Below are 16981 nucleotides of genomic sequence, written 5' to 3'. Positions count from 1 at the left end.
CGTGCCGACCATGGGCGCCGGCTGGTGCCCGCCGGGCATGCTGGGCATCGGCATTGGCGGCACGGCTGAAAAGGCCATGCTGCTGGCCAAGGAAGCGCTGATGGAGCCGATCGACATCCAGGACCTGATCGCCCGCGGCCCGCGCAACCGCGTGGAAGAACTGCGCATCGAGCTGTACGAGAAGGTCAACGCGCTGGGCATCGGCGCGCAGGGCCTGGGCGGCCTGGCCACCGTGCTGGACGTGAAGATCCTCGACTACCCGACCCACGCAGCCAACCTGCCCGTGGCGATGATCCCGAACTGCGCCGCCACGCGTCACGCGCACTTCACGCTGGACGGCAGCGGCGTCGCCAAGCTGGAAGCGCCGGACCTGTCGCAATGGCCGAAGGTCGAGTGGGCGCCCAACACGGAAACGTCCAAGCGCGTCGACCTGAACACGCTCACGCCGGAAGAAGTCGCCTCGTGGAAGCCGGGCCAGACGCTGCTGCTCAACGGCAAGATGCTGACCGGCCGCGACGCCGCGCACAAGCGCATCGCCGACATGCTCGCCAAGGGCGAGAAGCTGCCGATCGACTTCACCAACCGCGTGATCTACTACGTCGGCCCGGTCGACCCCGTGCGCGATGAAGTCGTCGGCCCGGCAGGCCCGACCACGGCCACACGCATGGACAAGTTCACCGAGACGATGCTCGCCCAGACGGGCCTGATCGCCATGGTGGGCAAGGCCGAGCGCGGCCCGGCGGCCATCGAGGCCATCCAGAAGCACAAGTCGGCCTACCTGATGGCCGTGGGCGGCGCGGCCTACCTCGTGTCGAAGGCCATCCGCGCCGCCAAGGTGCTGGCGTTTGAAGACCTCGGCATGGAAGCCATCTACGAGTTCGACGTGAAGGACATGCCGGTCACTGTGGCCGTGGACAGCTCCGGCACGTCGGTCCACAAGACCGGCCCGGCGGAATGGCAGGCGAAGATCGGCAAGATCCCCGTCGCCGCAGCCTGATCGCTGCAACATGACCACACGCGCGCAGGCACCGGTCGGAGTCTTTGATTCCGGCCTCGGAGGGCTCTCCGTCCTGCGCGCGATTCGCGCCGAACTGCCGGCCGAATCGCTTCTCTACCTGGCGGATTCCCGCCATGCCCCGTACGGGGAAAAATCACCCGAATACATTGCCGATCGCACGCTGCGTGTGTGCGAATGGCTCGTCGATCAAGGCTGCAAGGCACTGGTGATCGCCTGCAACACCGCCACGGCGCAGGCCGTGCACGTGCTGCGCGAAAAACTCGCGGTGCCGGTGATCGGCGTCGAGCCGGGCTTGAAGCCGGCGGTTGCCACGTCGAAGAGCCGTGTGGTCGGCGTTCTGGCGACTGAAAGCACCCTGCGCAGCGAGAAATTTGCACGCCTGCTGGCCGCTGCCTCCGGCGATTGCCAAGTGCTGAGCCAACCCGGCTACGGCCTCGTCCCGCTGATTGAACGCGGCGATACCCATTCGCCGGCCGTGCTCGAGCTGCTGCAGGCTTATCTGCAACCGATGCTCGATGCGAATGCCGACACGCTGGTGCTCGGCTGCACTCACTACCCATTCCTGGAAGATGCCATCCGCGAGATTGCGGGCGACCGGCTGACATTGATCGACACAGGACATGCCGTCGCGCGCCATCTCGGCCGCACGCTGGCGGCGGCGGGCTTGCACGCGTCAGGCCAGGCTGCTTCGCCGCGCTTCATGAGCACCGGCGACGTGCTTCCGCTGCAAGCCATGGTGGCTGCATTGCTGGGAGAGGCGCCCATGGCGCAGCGCGTCGACATTGGCGATGCGCCGCTCACCCCTGCAGCGACCTCCCTCGCTTCGCAAGCTGAATAAAAAAACGCCACCTGGGTAGGTGGCGTTTTTACTTTGGGCCTTAGCCGAGGTTCGGCTGCGCGGCGACTTCGCCCTCGCCTTCTTCTTCAGCCGGTTCGTACTTCGCCACCACGGCCGTGGCCAGGCTGTTGCCGATCACGTTGGTGGCCGTGCGGCCCATGTCGAAGAACTGGTCGATGCCGATGATCAGCAGCAGACCGGCTTCCGGCAGATGGAACATCGGCAGCGTGGCCGCCACCACCACCAGTGAGGCGCGCGCCACGCCGGCCATGCCCTTGCTCGTGAGCATCAGCACGAGCAGCAGCGTGACCTGCTGCGTAAAGCTCATCTGGATGTTGTACGCCTGCGCGATGAACAGCACCGCGAACGCCTGATACATCATCGAGCCATCGAGGTTGAACGAGTAGCCCAGCGGCAGCACGAAGCTGGCCACGCGCTTGGGCACGCCAAACTTCTCCAGCGCTTCCATCGTCTTCGGATACGCCGATTCGCTGCTCGCCGTGGCAAACGCCAGCATGGTCGGCTCGCGAATCAGCCCCAGCAGGCGCCCGAGCGAACGGCCCAGCAGCACATAGCCGACGAAGAACAGGATCGCCCACAGCAGCGCCAGGCCCAGGTAGAACTCGCCGATCAGCTTGCCGTACGTCCACAGCACGCCCACGCCTTCCACCGTGATGGCAGCGGCCATGGCGGCAAACACGCCCAGCGGTGCAAACCGCATCACGTAGTCGGTAATGCGGAACATCAGCTTGGTCAGCTCTTCCAGGCCGCGGCCGATCACGGTTTTCATCGGGTTCTTCATCGTCGAGAGCGCAGCGCCGAAGAAGAGTGAGAACACCAGGATCTGCAGGATCTCGTTGGTGGCCATGGCCTCCACGATACTGCGCGGGAACACGTGGGTGATGAAGGCCTTGAGCGTGAAGTCGCCGGTCTTCAGGCCCGACGTGGCAGTCACCTCCGGCAGCGGCAAGTTCATGTGCACGCCGGGCTGGAAGAAGTTGACCAGCACCATGCCCAGCGCCAGCGAGGTCGCCGAAGCGCACACAAACCAGATCATCGCGCGCAGGCCCACGCGGCCGACCGCGTTGCCGCCGCTCATGCTCGCCAGCCCAGTCACCAGCGTCGAAAACACCAGCGGCGCAATGATCATCTTGATCATGCGCAGGAAGATGTCGGTGATGATGCTGAAGTACGAAGCGATGTCCTTGGCCGCCGCGGCGTCCTTGGCGTATTCGTGGCAGCCCCAGCCCACGGCGATGCCCAGCAGCATGGCGACCCCGATGTGCGAGGTCAGACGTTTGGTGTTCAAGACTTTCTCCAAGGATGGCGCGGGCCGCACAGGCTGCGCGCAGGACGCGGATCTCATGGGGCGGCCAAGCGTTCAAGGCGGCCCACGTTCGTCACGCTTTGTAAAAAGCGACGATATTAGAGAAGCGCATGGCCATCGTTATGTCGATGTTGCATAGCACCATGCATTTTCTGCATACATTGCTGTGCGGTCATCGGCGGCGTGCTGCAACGCCGCATCAACATTGGAATGGCGGGCCGGCGTCCCCATTATTGACGGCCGCGCAATGCCGTCGGGGCGTGCCCAGAAGCCGCGCGTAGATCACCTCGATTGAGACGTGATGAGCACTCGAGCCACTGCTACCATCAAGGCCTCTCGTCACACACCGGAACATTGCGATGAAAATGGCCCCCTTCCCCTTCGGCACGACGGACTGGTCTACCGTCGAACCGACCGAACATCGCGGAGAAACCGGTCTCGCCATCTGGCGCACGCGCGACTTTGGCGACGAACGCAACCGGATTCGCGTGCGCATGGTGGAATACACACCGGGCTACCTGGCCGACCACTGGTGCAAGAAGGGGCACGTCCTGTTCTGCCTGGAGGGGGAGCTGGAAACCACGCTGCAGGACGGCCGCAAGTTCACCCTCAGACCCGGCATGAGCTACCAGGTCGGCGACGATGCCGAGGCGCACCTGTCGTCCACGAAGACCGGCGCGAAGCTGTTTATCGTCGATTGATCAGCGCTGCGTGAAGCCGATCGACCGGCGTTCACGCAGCTCGGGCTTGATGGAGTGCTCCTGGCGCAGCTGTGCGAGGAAGGCCTCCGGCTCCAGCGCCTCGCCGAGCAGCACCGATTGCTGCTTCACCACCGCAAAATCCCCGGGCGTGAGCATGTCGAGCGAGGCAAGAATCTCGCGCCACACCGGCTTGAGCGCCTCGGCCTTTCCTCCCAGCGCTTCGGCAATGAACATCTGCTCACGCTGCTGCCGCATCAGCGGCTTGAAGCGGATCTTGAAGGCAAAGCGCCGCAGCGCCGCTTCATCGATGCGATCAAACAGGTTGGTCGTGCAGATGAAGATGCCGTCAAAGCGCTCCATGCCCTGCAGCATCTCGTTGACCTCGGAGACCTCGTAGTTGCGCACGGCGGCCTGGCGGCTCTGCATGAAGCTGTCGGCCTCGTCCAGCAGCAGCAGCGCGCGCTCTTCTTCCGCCCGGGCGAACATTGCCGCAATCTGCTGCTCGGTCTCGCCCACGTACTTGCTCATCAGGTCGGACGCGCGCTTGATCATCAGCGGCACATCGAGCTCGCCGGCAATGTGTTCGGCCAGCACCGTCTTGCCGGTGCCGGGCGGCCCGTAGAAGCACAGCGTGCCGCGCTTGCGCGCCCGCAGCGCGTCAATGATGCGCTCGACCGAAAAGCGCGTCTCCAGGTTCAGATAGTCCAGCTTGTATTCGGTGACGACGCGATGCGCCTGCACGTCCGGCCGCAGCCCCATGGCCTGGTCGGCGTGATCAAGCTGGCGCAGGATCAGCGATTCTGCGGATTCCTCCATGGCCGGCTGCGTCAGGCGCGCAAAACGCGCGGCGGAATCAATCTGCGCGGGCGTGAGCGTCTTGCGCGCGGCCAGTTTCGCCATGAACGCATCCGACACATCGAGCCCTTCCAGATGCTTGCGGATAATGCTCTCGCGCACGGTCGGCGGCGGCACCTTCAGCTCCAGGTGGAACTGGAAGCGGCGCAGATACGCCGGGTCGATCTGCCGGATGGAATTCGATACCCAGATCACCGGCACGGGGTTCTGCTCGAGTGTCTGGTTGACCCACGCCTTGCCGTTGACCGAGCCGCGCGGCTCTTCGTGGCCAAACAGGCTCATCAGCTCGCGCGTGGGGCCGGGAAACACGTCTTCCACTTCGTCAAACAGCAGCACCGCGCCGGGCCGCCCGCGCAGGAACGCCTGCGACACCTGCAGGGAGCGATAGCGGTCTTTCCCGGTGAGGCTGTTGCCGTCCTTGTCCAGACAATCCACCTCGTACAGGTCGCAGCCGGCATCACGCGCGAGCACGCGCGCAAGCTCGGTCTTGCCGGTGCCGGGCGCGCCGTAGAGCAGGATGTTCACGCCGGTCGCGCGCTGTCGCGAGGCGTTCTCGAGCAATGCGGTCAGGTAGCGCGCATCGGTCTCGACATGCGGGTAATCGGCTTGCGACAGCGTGGTCGGCGGCGCGGGGCGCGTAAAGACGGCCATCATCTCCGCCTCGCTGGCGTAATCGCCCAGCAGCACATGCAGCAGGCGGTCGGAGATGCGCATCAGGTCGCCCAGATCGGTGACGCTGTTCTCCGGCAGCGGCGGCTCGATCAGACCAAGCGTCTCGAGCCGTGACCCCGGCCGCAACGACGCCGCCACCTCCGCCGTACTCGCCCCGGCAAGGCTGGCCAGCAACTGGAAGGCTTCCTGGCTGTGCGCGACCTTGCAGTCGACCATCACCGCACGCAGATCGCGCTTGTATTTCACCAGCGAGGCGAACAGCAGCAGCGCGCGCTCATGCGGCGGCAGGCCGAGCACGCGCGCCAGCATGTCGATGTTGCCGACCAGCAGCACGCGCTCGCCGGCCAGCCGCTCGCCCAGCGCCTGGCAGGAGGCGCCGAAGACCGTGAACATGTCCTTCGCGTGGTGCTTGACGTATTCATCGAGGTAGTAGAACAGCGAGCTTTCGTCGAAGGCGCTGCTCCACTGGCCGTGGCGATCCATGAAGGTGGGCAGATCCAGCTTGCCGACGGCCCGCCAGCCTGGCATGTCGGCGCAGCGGGCCGCCAGGAAGCGCTGCAGGCGGTGGATGACCGTCACCGGCCAGATCAGCTCCGGTGCACAGACGGTCAGGATGTCGTTGATGTTCGTGCGCAGGTTGAACCGCAACCCCATCGCGCAGACGGTGCGCAGCGCAAATTGCGCGCACATGGAATCGAGCGACGACAGCAGCGACGGCTGCCGCCCGCCCGTGGGGACGAACGTGCCGTCGTCATCGGCGTCGTCCATGCTGAGGTTGGCTTCGTCCATGGTCGCCCCCTTCTTCCCCGTTTGCGTCGGTCACGGTTGGCCGGTTCGCCACCGTGTTTGGATGGGTTTCATCCTAGCGCGTTTGCGCACACGGCGGAGCCCGGATCGACCCCTGTGTTTGCAAGTTGCGAGCCCGCGGCGCCATCCGGGCCGCACCGCCTGCGTGCGCGCCACCGGGCTATCAGCCGTCTGGATGTGCGCCTCACCCCACGGGCGGCGAGGAAATGATCTCAAATAGGAATCATTATCGTTTATACTCTTGCCTGTCGTTGCGATTGCGTTTGAACAGAACGTTGCCACTTATCGCAACACTGTTGCAACTTGTAGGCCTAAAATGCCTGTCATGCCGACGGCGATCCCGCCGGCTCAACGCAAGGCGCCATGGAACTGCTCCTGAGTCTGCTCATCAGCATTGGGGTTTCACTGATCGTCTTCGGCAAGCGCTGACGTTGCTGGCCGTTTTCGGCGTCCATCCCGCCACCGTCGCATCGCACCCCTTTTTCTGCTTTCGATTCCCGGTCGTTGATGATTCACCCTCGTACTCTCAAGATTCTGGTGGTCGTGCTGTTGCTGCACGCGGGCGTGCTGATGCTGATTCAGCTCGGCCTGATCCAGCCGCCGCCGCACAAGGAAGAACCGCCGGAGCTGCAGGTCAACCTCATCCCGGCCACGCCGCCGCAGCCGGTGCGCGCGCCGGAGCCGCCCAAGCCCGAGCCGGCCAAGCCGACGCCTCCGAAGCCGGTGAACATCGTCAAGCCCGTGGCGCGGCCCAAGCCCGCTCCCACGCCAGCGCCCACGCTGCCGCCATCGGACAACGCGCCCGTTGTCCCCGCCGCACCGCCCGCGCCTCCGCCGCCGCCCGTGGAAGCGGCACCGGCGCCAGCGCCGGCCCCCGCCGGCCCCATCAGCGTCGGGATCAACGACATCCAGTGCAACGATCCGCCGCTGACCTACCCCACCATGTCGCAGAAGATGGGTGAGGAAGGCCGCGCGGTGGTCAAGGTCACCATTGGGCCGGACGGCGTGGTCACCAATACGGCCGTCATCACGTCCAGCGGCTCGCCGCGCCTGGACCGCGCCGCACTGGATGCCGCGCGCAACCTGCGCTGCAGCCCGTACAAGCAGAACGGCCGCGCCATGACCGTGGTCGCCAACAAGCCGTTTGTCTTCAAGCTCGACAACTAATCCGATCCCACCGGATCTGCCTTTCGCTCATTCAGGACATTCATCATGCAGGAACTCGGTCTCTCCCACCTCTGGACACAAGGCGACGTCGTCACCCGCGCCACGGCAATTCTGCTGCTGCTCATGTCGCTCGCCTCGTGGATCGTCATCCTCACCAAGGCGTGGGACATCGTGCGCCTGAAGTCGATGGCGCAGGGCGCTGAAAAGCGCTTCTGGCACTCCGACGACTTCGACCACGCCATGCAGACGCTGGGCTCGCCCAAGGACAACCCGTTCTACGTGCTTGCGCAGACGGGCCGCGAAGCCGCTCAGCACCACCGCGCCAGCCAGCCGCAGTTGCACGACGTGATGGACATCTCCGACTGGATCACGCGTTCGCTCAAGAGCGCCATCGACGAATCGGTCGGCCAGATGCAGTCGGGCCTGGCGGTGCTCGCGTCGGTGGGCTCGACCGCGCCGTTCGTCGGCCTGTTCGGCACGGTGTGGGGCATCTATCACGCGCTGCTCGGCATTGGCGCCGTAGGCGTGCCGACCATCGACAAGGTGGCCGGCCCCGTGGGCGAATCGCTGATCATGACGGCGTTCGGCCTGGCGGTGGCGATTCCTGCGGTGCTCGGCTACAACGCGCTCACGCGCGGCAACAAGGCGATCATCGCCAAGCTGAACCGCTTTGCGCACGACCTGCACGCGTATTTCGTGACCGGCGCGCGCCTGCGTCCGGGCGCTTCGCGCGACGACGCCAGCGTGCGGCTCGCCGCGGTCAAGCAGCAGTAAGGAGTCATCATGGCCTTCGGATCCTTCGACAGCGATGACGAGGTGATGAGCGAGATCAACATGACGCCGCTGGTCGACGTCATGCTGGTGCTGCTGATCATCTTCATCATCACCATTCCCGTGATCAACCACGCGGTCAAGATCGACCTGCCGCGCGCGTCCAACAAACCCGACGATGCCAAGCCGCAAAGCGTGAATGTCGAGATCGACGCGCAGGGCCAGGTGTTCTGGAACAACCAGCCGGTCGACGAGGCCACGCTGCAGGCTGACATTGAAAAAGCCGCGCAGCAGCAGCCGCAGCCCGAGATGCACCTGCGCGCCGACCGCAACGTGCGCTACGAGCGCGTCGCCCAGGTGATGGCCTCCATCCAGCGAGGCGGCCTCGCGCGCATCGGCTTCGTGACGGAGCCGCAGCGCAACTGATTGCGCTCGCATAGCCGCACCGCATGCGACAGAACCCCCGTCCCCGCACGGGGGTTCGTCATTTCAGGGCCCGCATATTTGCAACAACACGATGCGGGCTGTACTTGTGACCCCTCCTCAGTTCGTCGACAGGATCGTTCAACGCACGCATGTCCCACGCTTCAGAATCCCCCGCCACCTTCCCACGTATCACCCTCGTCCCCCAAGTTGTCGTGCCGGCCCTCGCCGCGCTGGTGCTGCTGCTCGTGCTCTGCGCCGTTCGCCCCGAACTGGCCGACGTCGTGTTCGGCACCGCACAACGGTGGGTGACCGGACGCTTCGACTGGTTCTACACGCTGGCCGTCACGGGCTTTCTGGCCTTTCTCATCATCGTGGCGGCGAGCCGCTTCGGCGATATCCGCCTGGGCCCCGATGAGGCCGAACCCGAATTCAGCTTCGTCTCCTGGACGGCCATGCTCTTTGCAGCGGGCATGGGCATCGGCCTGATGTACTTCGGCGTCGGCGAGCCGATGCAGCACTACCTGCAGCCGCCGAGCGCGAACCCGCAGACCGCACTCGCCGCACGCGAGGCCATGCTCACCACGTTCTTCCACTGGGGCTTTCACGCCTGGGCGATTTACGGCGTGATGGGCCTGGCACTGGCGTACTTCGCTTTCCGCTACAACCTGCCGCTGACGATGCGCTCCGGGCTGTATCCGCTCTTGCGCGAGCGCATCAACGGTGCGCTCGGCCATGGCGTGGATGCGTTCGCGCTCATCGGCACCGTCGCCGGCATTGCGACGACGCTGGGCTACGGCGTGTTGCAGCTGGGCGCGGGCCTGCACCTGGTGGGCGGCTGGCAGACCGACTCCGATACGTTCCGCGTCGTGCTGGTCTGTGGCGTCGTTGCGCTTGCCGGCGCGTCGGCGGCATCGGGGCTCGGCAACGGTGTACGCCGGCTGTCCGAACTCAACCTCGCGCTGGCGTTCCTGCTGCTGGCGTTCGTCATCATCGCCGGCCCCACGGTGTTTCTGCTGCAGGCCTTCAGCGAGAACGTCGGCGACTACCTGTCGAACCTGGTCAGCCTGTCCTTCCGCACGTTCGCGTACACGCCGCCCAATGCCAGCGATTGGTTCGGCAACTGGACGATCCAGTACTGGGCGTGGTGGATGTCGTGGTCGCCGTTCGTCGGAATGTTCATTGCGCGCATCTCGCGCGGGCGCACGGTGCGTCAGTTCGTGATTGGCGTGCTCATCGCCCCCACGCTATTCAACCTGCTGTGGATGACGGCCTTCGGCAACACCGCCATCTGGCTCGACACGCATGCGGCCATGGGCAACCTCGCGCAAACGGCCACCAATGTCGATGCGCTGCTCTTCCGCTTCTTCGACTTCTTCCCGGGCAGCACAGCGCTGTCGTGGCTGGCCATCGTGCTGATTGCGGTGTTCTTCATCACGTCGGCCGATTCGGGCGCCTTCGTGATCGACACCATCGCTTCACGCGGTGCCGCGCATTCGCCCGTGTGGCAACGGTTGTTCTGGGCGGCCGTGCTGGGTGCGACGGCTGCCATCCTGATGCTGGCCGGCGGGCTCAAGGCATTGCAGGCGATGACGCTCGTGGCCGCGCTGCCCGTGGCCATCATCATGGTGTTGCTGTGCTACGGGCTGTGGCGCGGCATGTTGGCCGACCGCGCGCACTATTCCCGCGAGCTTGGCCCGGCGACGTCGTTCTGGAGCGGCCAGCACTGGCGGCGGCGCCTCGCGCAGATGGTCCACCCCGCCACCGAGGCCGACGTCCGCGCCTTCCTCGCCGGACACGTACGGCCCGCCATGAACGACGTGGTGGATGAACTGCGCGCCCGCGGCATCGAGGCACATGTGCGCGAAGCGGAAGACAGCGTGCGCCTGGTCATTCCGGACGCATCGCACCGCGATTTCGTCTACGGCGTACGCGTCGTTGCCAAGCTGCTGCCGGCGACCACACCGCGGCAGGCGGCCGAGGCGGAAACCGCGATCGTGCACGAACCGGTGACGTTCTTCGAAGACGGCCGCGAAGGCTACGACATCGAATATCTGCGGGACAACGAGATCATCGCCGACATCCTTCGCCACTACGAGCGTTACCGCGCGCAACTGGCCGATGAGCGTACGCGCCTGCTACGCGAGGCACCGGGCCACACCTGAGCAGAACCGGGCTTCACGCCCGGTTTTCTTTTTGGCGCTGGCCGCGAGCAGCCACGTAAGAATTCGACTTGTAATGATAACGATTCTCATTTAGACTGCTCCGCATTCACTGCAGCGCCTTGCCAGCCAACGCTTTTTCATCAGGACACCGCCATGAACGCCGCTGAACACCAGGATGCAGGACGCACCGTGACGCGCCGTCGCCACGTCATCGTGGCCCGCACGCGCCAAGCCAGCGCCAACACGGCACCCGCAGCGCCGGCGGCCGCACCGGCGGCTTCCCTCGTCGGCGACACGCGTGTCATGACGTCGGAGCAGCTGTTTGCCGGCCAGAGCGCCGTCGCCATCCAGCACAACGGCGCGGTGTACACGCTGCGCGTCACGCGCTTCGGCAAGCTGATCCTGACCAAGTAGCACGCAACGACTTTTGTGGGGACGTCTCTCTCAGGAGACATTCGGCCGTAGCCAGCCATCGTCAATTCGCGTTGGCAGATTCCAGACCCATCTGCCGGACGACGCCAGCCAAGCCGTTCTTTGCCCCGGATTCCCTGCCTCAAACAAACAGGGCGCGACCTGCGCCGCGCCCTCTCTTGCCTTCGCTCGATGCGCTGCCGACGCGCGTCAGCAGATCACGTGCACAGCCGCAATACCCGCCTTGGCGATCTGTACGTCTTCGGCGGACTTCACGCCCGACACGCCAACGGCGCCGGCGCACACGCCCTCGACAAGAATCGGCACCCCGCCCTCTAGCATGCCCTGCAGATGCGGCGCCGACAGGAACGATACGCGGCCGTTGTTGATGATGTCTTCGTAGATCTTCGATTCGCGGCGGCCGAGCGCAGCCGTCTTGGCCTTCTCCGGCGCGATATACGACGAGATGACCGCACAGCCGTCCATGCGGCGCAAGCCCATGAGATGGCCGCCATCGTCCACCACTGCGATCGTCACGGCCCATTGATGCGCCCGCGCTTCCTTCTCGGCGGCATCCAGGATCTTCGTGACATCGTCCTGGCACAGGCAGGGCTTGGTTTTCATGACGTTCTCCTTGGTTGTCGTAGTGCACATGCGCGACACTTCGCGCGAAGCAAAAGTATGCCACCGGCATGCGTCGGTTCCACGGCAGGATCGCGGCCTCCGACGCAACTGAGCCGATACCTGGTGTGCTTTCAGTATCGTCGCAGATGGGCCGTGCGCCAGCCCTCCTTGGGGTGGACGTTAACACGCGCCACCGCCAATGCAGATGTGCAAACAAAAAGCCCGGGTATGCCCCGGGCCTGATGTTGCATTGCAGAAGGACGCGTCACGCGCCGTCCGTAAAGGCATCGCGGCGGTCCACCCGTGCGCCCTCCGTGTACGGGTCGCGTTGGCCCACCCTGGCGCCGTCGGTGTACGGGTCTGCGCGGTTCACCTTGGCGCCATCCGTGTAGGGATCAGCACGGCTGACCTTCTGTGCGGGCCGGTATGGATCGACCGAGCCAGCGTGCGCGACTGCCGCACCTGCAGCCATGGCCAGGCCGCTTGCGACTGCGAGCAGCGTACGGGTTGCAAAGCGTTGCGTGTTGACTTGCATGAAGACTCCTTCGACGAGTACTGCAAACATGCCGTGCGCCGGCGTCCGGCACACACCTTCCGCACCGTTTCATGCGGATGCCATATCGAGCGGACAGACGCGCCATCGGTTCTGCCCCGCGCTGCTTTGTCGCGAGGCGGCGATCGTGCATCGTCCTTCCATCTCCACGCAGATGCCATGCCATCGCGCACGGCCAAAACGAAAGGCTCCCGAAGGAGCCTTTGGCCTTGCATCATCGCGCCGTTCAGCGCCAGCGCCCCCAATGGCGCCCGTCGTACCAGCGATAGTGCGGGCCCCAGCGGTACCAGCCCGCACCCACCACGACGGGAGCCGGACCGTAATAGACGGGCGCCGGCGCGTAGTACACAGGCGGCGGGGGCGGCGGCGCGTAGTAGGCCGGCGGAGGCGGCGGATAGTACACCGGAGCCGGAGCCACATACACAGGAGCCGGCGCAACCGGCACGCCAAACCCGATGCCGACGCTCACGTGCGCCGACGCCACTCCCGGCACGGCCAGCACTGCGAGTGCGGCCGCACCTGCAATCCACAGCACATTGCGTCGAATCATTTCCATCACCTACTGCTGGTGCGCCGGGCAAGTTCCGTAGCCGGCGCGGAATACGGTATCTGTATTCTATTCAGGGCCGCGCACACAGGTGATACGGCGCCCGCGATTTGGTAACAGAACGTAACGGCGCGGGGCGCTGCGGGCAGCCCTGCCGATCAGTCTAGCGCGGGGCTGCAGTCGAACTGCCCGCAGGCGATCATCGCCTCGGCATAGGCCCGCGCTGCCTCCAGCGCGATCCCGGCGCTCGGGTAGGTGTTCGACGATTCGCGCACGGTGGTTCGCGGCAACAGCACTTCGCCGCTGCTCATGTGCACGATGCTGACTTCGGCTCGCCATGCATCGGGCGAGAGTTCATACGCGGATACTTCGATTTTGCAGTCGTCTCGGAAAGTCATGTGTCCTCCGGTTCGCATTGAGGAAGCCGGGCTGTCAATGCACGAACAGCCAGATCAACAGCAACACGACCGCGGGGACACCCAAGAGCCACGCAACGAGATAGGACATGATGACCTCCTACATGTTGATGGACATGTAGGAAGTGTAGAAACAGGCGCACGGGCCGGCTGTCCAAACCCGCCCGCACCGTCTTGTAGGACAGTGCCGAAATCGATGTCGGCCCAGTGCCGACGGGTGTCGCCTGTGTTGGGCGCCTAAGGTGCAGCGCCCGTCTTGGCGACAGCGTCACTTGCGGCTTGCGAGGCCGCCCCTTCAGCGGCTTCAGCGGCCGCCACCTCGAGGCCCACCGACGCCTTCAAGAACTTCACGGCAGCCTCCGCGCCCGGGGGCACGGCATCGGCGAGGTTCTCTGCGACATGGCCCCACTGGCGGCGCACTTCATCGCCATGACGCTGCAGCGCGCGGGCGATGCCATTCTGCGTCTCCATGCCGATCTCCACCACGTTGCGGGTATAGCCGGAAACCCGTTCTCCGGCCGGCTGGAGATAGCGCGCCTGCGCGTTCCACCACTGCGCGGCATCCTGCGCACCCGCGGCCTCCTGCACGCATTGCTCGGTCTCGCCCAAGCCGGCCTTGAAGGCCTGGAGGTTCAGCGCGATCAGGCGATTGACCCCACCAAAGGTCTCTTCTGTGACGGCCATCCAAGCCTCGAGCTGCGATCGTTGCAGGATGCCAAGTTGCTCCAGAGTCATCATGTCGGGTTCTCCGTCGTGAGATCGATCCATACATCCGGCAAGGGCCGGGCGTTTCAGTGTAGCCGCCTGCGATGCCGATTTCTTTGGCATCCCCCGTTTGTCCTACAGAGGTTTCGGACCGCTTCGCCTGGGTCGGACAGCCGCAGCGGCATACAGTGACAGGCGTTCTTCAACCGACCGTGGAGTCATGATGAAACGTCTCACCGCTGTCCTGCTCGCTACCGCGTTCGTTGCTGCTGCACCGCAGGTCTCTGCGCAAGTCGCGGGCCACGCTACGCTCGGGGTCTCGGTCACTGAACTGGATGCCGTCATCAAGGGCGTGAGCGTGAAGAAGCAGGTGCTCGGCAAGCCGGTCTACAACGAAGCCAACGAGAAGGTCGGCAGCGTGCGCGACCTGATCGTGACGCCAGAGAACGCGGTGTCGTTTGCGGTGGTCGGAGCGGGCGGCTTTGTCGGCCTCGGCCGCCATGACGTCGCCATCCCTGTGAACCAGTTCAAATACGATCAGGGCCGCATCGTGTTGCCGGGCGCCACCAAGGACGCCATCAAGTCGATGCCCGAATTCCAGTACGAACGCCAGGAGAAGCCCGCCAAGGCGCGCTGACATACCGGGAACTCTTGCGCACGGCGCCGTGCTCGCCACGTCGGAATCGGCTGACACGGTTTTCAGGCAACGATGGCTGCACATTCGCCCGAACGTGCCCTTCAATACAGGTACACAAACGACAGAAGGAGTTCGTCATGCGTGCCTTCGTATCCTTGATCCTGGCGGCCGCAATGGCATCCGTCAGCGGATGCGCGGACATGACGCCAAAGCAGCGCAATACGGCGCTGGGCGCGGCCGCAGGTGGTGTCGCCGGGGCGGCCATCTGGGGCGGTCCAGGCGCCACACTGGGCGGTGCTGCGCTGGGTGGCGTGATCGGTAACGCCGCCACCAAGTAACCCGCCATCCGTCGCGCCCTCGAGCGTGTGCTGCGAACTGGGGCCAGGCGATCCGCCTGGCCTTTTTGTTGCCTGAGAGTCCCCATCCCATGGTGCGCTTGCGCGTACGCATCGACACCGGCCGGCGCATAATCAGCGTTTTCCAACGGAGGCGACGTGCGATACGAGCAACCGGGTTCTGGCGTGGCCAGCACACCGATCCTGAGCGTTGATGGCTTGCGCAAGCGTTACGGCGACCAGACCGTCGTCGATGACCTCGGCTTCAGCGTCCGGCGCGGCCAGTGCTTCGGGCTGTTGGGGCCGAACGGCGCGGGCAAGACCACCTCGTTGCGCATGCTGCTCGGCATGACGATGCCCGACGCGGGCACCGTGCTCCTGTGCAACGAGCGCGTCCCGGAGTTTGCCCACCGCGCACGCATGCGCGTGGGCGTTGTCCCCCAGTTCGACAACCTGGATCCGGACTTCTCCGTCTCGGAAAACCTGCGCATTTTTGGACGCTACTTCGGGCTGTCCGGCGCCGTGATCCGCGAACGCATCCCGGCCCTGCTCGAGTTCGCGCGGCTCGAACAGAAGGCCGACGCGCCGGTGCGGGCGCTGTCGGGCGGCATGAAGCGCCGGCTGACCGTGGCACGCGCGCTCATCAATGATCCGGACATCCTCGTCATGGACGAGCCCACCACGGGGCTCGATCCACAGGCGCGGCACCTGATCTGGGAGCGGCTGCGCTCGCTGCTTGCCGCCGGCAAGACCATCCTGTTGACCACGCATTTCATGGAAGAAGCCGAGCGCCTGTGCGACGAGCTCTGCGTGATCGACAACGGCCGCAAGATCGCCCAAGGCAAGCCGCACGAGCTGATCGCCCGCGAAATCGGCTGCGATGTGGTGGAGGTCTACGGCGATGACCTCAACACCTTGCGCGCGCTGCTCGCACCGCTGGCCGAGCGTGTCGAGACCAGCGGCGAAACGCTCTTCTGTTACGCACGCGATCCGCAACCGCTAGTCGCCGCGCTGCGCACCCAGGCCGAGACGCACACGCTGCCAGGCCTGCGCTACCTGCACCGCCCTGCCAATCTCGAAGACGTCTTCCTGCGCCTGACCGGCCGCGAAATGCGTGATTGACGCCTGACCGAACGAACTTCCCCATGTCGACCGAAACCGCTCCCCGCGTCGCACAGCAGAGCGCATACCCGCAGCCGCTGCTGCCGCTGAACTTCCGCAACTGGCAGACCGTCTGGCTGCGCAACTTCATGGTCTGGCGCAAGCTGGCCATCCCGTCGATGGCGGGCAACCTTGCCGATCCGATGATCTATCTGTTCGGCCTGGGCCTGGGGCTCGGATTGCTGGTCGGGCATGTCGACGGCGTCTCGTACATTGCCTTCCTGGCGGCCGGCACGGTGGCCTCGAGCACGATGATGTCGGCCAGCTTCGAGGCGATGTATTCGGCGTTCTCGCGCATGCACGTCCAGCGCACGTGGGAGGCCATCCTGTACGCGCCCCTCACGCTCGGCGATGTGGTGCTCGGCGAGCTGATCTGGGCGGCGAGCAAGTCGGTCCTCTCTGGCCTGGCGATCATGCTGGTGGCGGGCGCACTCGGTTATGCATCGATGCCGGCGGCGCTGCTCGCGCTTCCGGTTGTCGTCCTCACGGGGTTCACCTTCGCCTGCCTGGCGATGAACATGACGGCGCTGGCGCCCAACTACGACTTCTTCATGTTCTACCAGACGCTTGTGATCACGCCGATGATGCTGCTTTCGGGCGTGTTCTTTCCGCTCTCGCAGTTGCCCGCGCCCGTGCGCGCCGTCACGAATGTCCTGCCGCTGCCGCACGCCGTCGAACTGATCCGCCCATTGATGCTCGGCCGCACGCCCGACCACATCCTCGTGCATCTGGGGGTGCTGCTCCTGTACGCCGTGGGCGCGCTGTGGCTGTGCCTGTGGCTGCTGCGCCGTCGCATGCTGAAGTGAAGCGCGCCGGCGCACGCCCAACAAAAAGCCCGTCTTCGAGAC

The 16981-nt window shown here is 65.2% G+C and carries 19 protein-coding genes; 12 read left to right on the top strand and 7 right to left on the bottom strand.

Annotated elements, in window-relative coordinates:
* Both A6M56_RS08010 and murI read left to right on the top strand, forming a co-directional pair.
* Window positions 1-997, top strand: a 997-nt coding sequence (locus tag A6M56_RS08010) for a FumA C-terminus/TtdB family hydratase beta subunit (RefSeq protein WP_286758021.1), incomplete at its 5' end; no start/stop codon positions are given.
* A gap of 10 nt (window positions 998-1007) precedes the next feature.
* On the top strand, window positions 1008-1856 hold the full coding sequence (gene murI, locus A6M56_RS08005) for a glutamate racemase (protein ID WP_045787146.1): 849 nt from the start codon (window positions 1008-1010) through the stop codon (window positions 1854-1856).
* Window positions 1857-1896: 40 nt separating this feature from the next.
* On the opposite strand, the gene A6M56_RS08000 is transcribed toward murI, so the two are convergent.
* Window positions 1897-3165, bottom strand: coding sequence for a dicarboxylate/amino acid:cation symporter (locus A6M56_RS08000; protein ID WP_102079922.1), 1269 nt, complete (start codon window positions 3163-3165; stop codon window positions 1897-1899).
* Between the two features lie 377 nt (window positions 3166-3542).
* Here A6M56_RS08000 and A6M56_RS07995 point away from each other — a divergent pair, with 377 nt between their 5' ends.
* Window positions 3543-3884, top strand: coding sequence for a DHCW motif cupin fold protein (locus A6M56_RS07995; protein WP_102079923.1), 342 nt, complete (start codon window positions 3543-3545; stop codon window positions 3882-3884).
* Here A6M56_RS07995 and A6M56_RS07990 read toward each other — a convergent pair whose 3' ends face one another.
* Window positions 3885-6200 carry an AAA family ATPase gene (locus A6M56_RS07990; protein ID WP_045787149.1) on the bottom strand — a complete coding sequence of 772 codons (2316 nt, stop codon included), beginning with the start codon at window positions 6198-6200 and terminating at the stop codon, window positions 3885-3887.
* Between the two features lie 525 nt (window positions 6201-6725).
* Here A6M56_RS07990 and A6M56_RS07985 point away from each other — a divergent pair.
* From A6M56_RS07985 to hemP, 5 genes are all read left to right on the top strand, one after another.
* Complete coding sequence (locus A6M56_RS07985) at window positions 6726-7385, top strand: energy transducer TonB (RefSeq protein ID WP_063391351.1); 660 nt, start codon at window positions 6726-6728, stop codon at window positions 7383-7385.
* A 45-nt stretch (window positions 7386-7430) separates the two neighbouring features.
* Window positions 7431-8159 (top strand): MotA/TolQ/ExbB proton channel family protein, encoded by a 729-nt coding sequence (locus A6M56_RS07980; protein WP_045787151.1) that lies wholly within the window; start codon window positions 7431-7433, stop codon window positions 8157-8159.
* A 9-nt stretch (window positions 8160-8168) separates the two neighbouring features.
* Complete coding sequence (locus tag A6M56_RS07975; RefSeq protein ID WP_045787152.1) at window positions 8169-8582, top strand: ExbD/TolR family protein; 414 nt, start codon at window positions 8169-8171, stop codon at window positions 8580-8582.
* A 149-nt stretch (window positions 8583-8731) separates the two neighbouring features.
* Entirely contained in the window at window positions 8732-10744 is a 2013-nt protein-coding gene (locus A6M56_RS07970; RefSeq protein WP_102079924.1) for a BCCT family transporter, read from the top strand.
* Between the two features lie 153 nt (window positions 10745-10897).
* Entirely contained in the window at window positions 10898-11158 is a 261-nt protein-coding gene (gene hemP / locus A6M56_RS07965; protein WP_045787154.1) for a hemin uptake protein HemP, read from the top strand.
* 207 nt (window positions 11159-11365) lie between these two features.
* On the opposite strand, the gene A6M56_RS07960 is transcribed toward hemP, so the two are convergent.
* From A6M56_RS07960 to A6M56_RS07940, 5 genes are all read right to left on the bottom strand, one after another.
* Window positions 11366-11779: a GlcG/HbpS family heme-binding protein gene (locus tag A6M56_RS07960; RefSeq protein ID WP_045787155.1), complete on the bottom strand. Its 414-nt coding sequence runs from the start codon at window positions 11777-11779 to the stop codon at window positions 11366-11368.
* 265 nt (window positions 11780-12044) lie between these two features.
* Complete coding sequence (locus A6M56_RS07955; protein ID WP_062738529.1) at window positions 12045-12314, bottom strand: hypothetical protein; 270 nt, start codon at window positions 12312-12314, stop codon at window positions 12045-12047.
* Window positions 12315-12558: 244 nt separating this feature from the next.
* Window positions 12559-12888 carry a hypothetical protein gene (locus tag A6M56_RS07950; RefSeq protein ID WP_045787157.1) on the bottom strand — a complete coding sequence of 110 codons (330 nt, stop codon included), beginning with the start codon at window positions 12886-12888 and terminating at the stop codon, window positions 12559-12561.
* A gap of 149 nt (window positions 12889-13037) precedes the next feature.
* Window positions 13038-13277, bottom strand: coding sequence for a hypothetical protein (locus A6M56_RS07945; RefSeq protein ID WP_045787158.1), 240 nt, complete (start codon window positions 13275-13277; stop codon window positions 13038-13040).
* A 255-nt stretch (window positions 13278-13532) separates the two neighbouring features.
* Window positions 13533-14033 carry a phasin family protein gene (locus A6M56_RS07940; RefSeq protein ID WP_102079925.1) on the bottom strand — a complete coding sequence of 167 codons (501 nt, stop codon included), beginning with the start codon at window positions 14031-14033 and terminating at the stop codon, window positions 13533-13535.
* A 190-nt stretch (window positions 14034-14223) separates the two neighbouring features.
* Between A6M56_RS07940 and A6M56_RS07935 the strand changes: the two genes are divergently transcribed.
* The 4 genes from A6M56_RS07935 (at window position 14224) to A6M56_RS07920 (ending at window position 16939) form a co-directional block, all read left to right on the top strand.
* The gene (locus A6M56_RS07935; RefSeq protein WP_062738407.1) at window positions 14224-14637 is read left to right on the top strand and encodes a PRC-barrel domain-containing protein; all 414 of its coding nucleotides are present in this window, start codon (window positions 14224-14226) and stop codon (window positions 14635-14637) included.
* Between the two features lie 137 nt (window positions 14638-14774).
* Window positions 14775-14975 (top strand): YMGG-like glycine zipper-containing protein, encoded by a 201-nt coding sequence (locus tag A6M56_RS07930; RefSeq protein ID WP_045787161.1) that lies wholly within the window; start codon window positions 14775-14777, stop codon window positions 14973-14975.
* 156 nt (window positions 14976-15131) lie between these two features.
* Complete coding sequence (gene nodI, locus A6M56_RS07925; protein ID WP_045787162.1) at window positions 15132-16094, top strand: nodulation factor ABC transporter ATP-binding protein NodI; 963 nt, start codon at window positions 15132-15134, stop codon at window positions 16092-16094.
* A 23-nt stretch (window positions 16095-16117) separates the two neighbouring features.
* Complete coding sequence (locus A6M56_RS07920) at window positions 16118-16939, top strand: ABC transporter permease (protein WP_045787163.1); 822 nt, start codon at window positions 16118-16120, stop codon at window positions 16937-16939.
* Window positions 16940-16981: the final 42 nt, after the last annotated feature.

Origin of the sequence: Ralstonia sp. RL, from assembly GCF_001683835.1 — a bacterium.
GTDB lineage: Bacteria > Pseudomonadota > Gammaproteobacteria > Burkholderiales > Burkholderiaceae > Ralstonia > Ralstonia mannitolilytica.
Note: the sequence above shows the minus strand (reverse complement) of the source record. Positions and strands in the feature narration are given on the sequence as shown.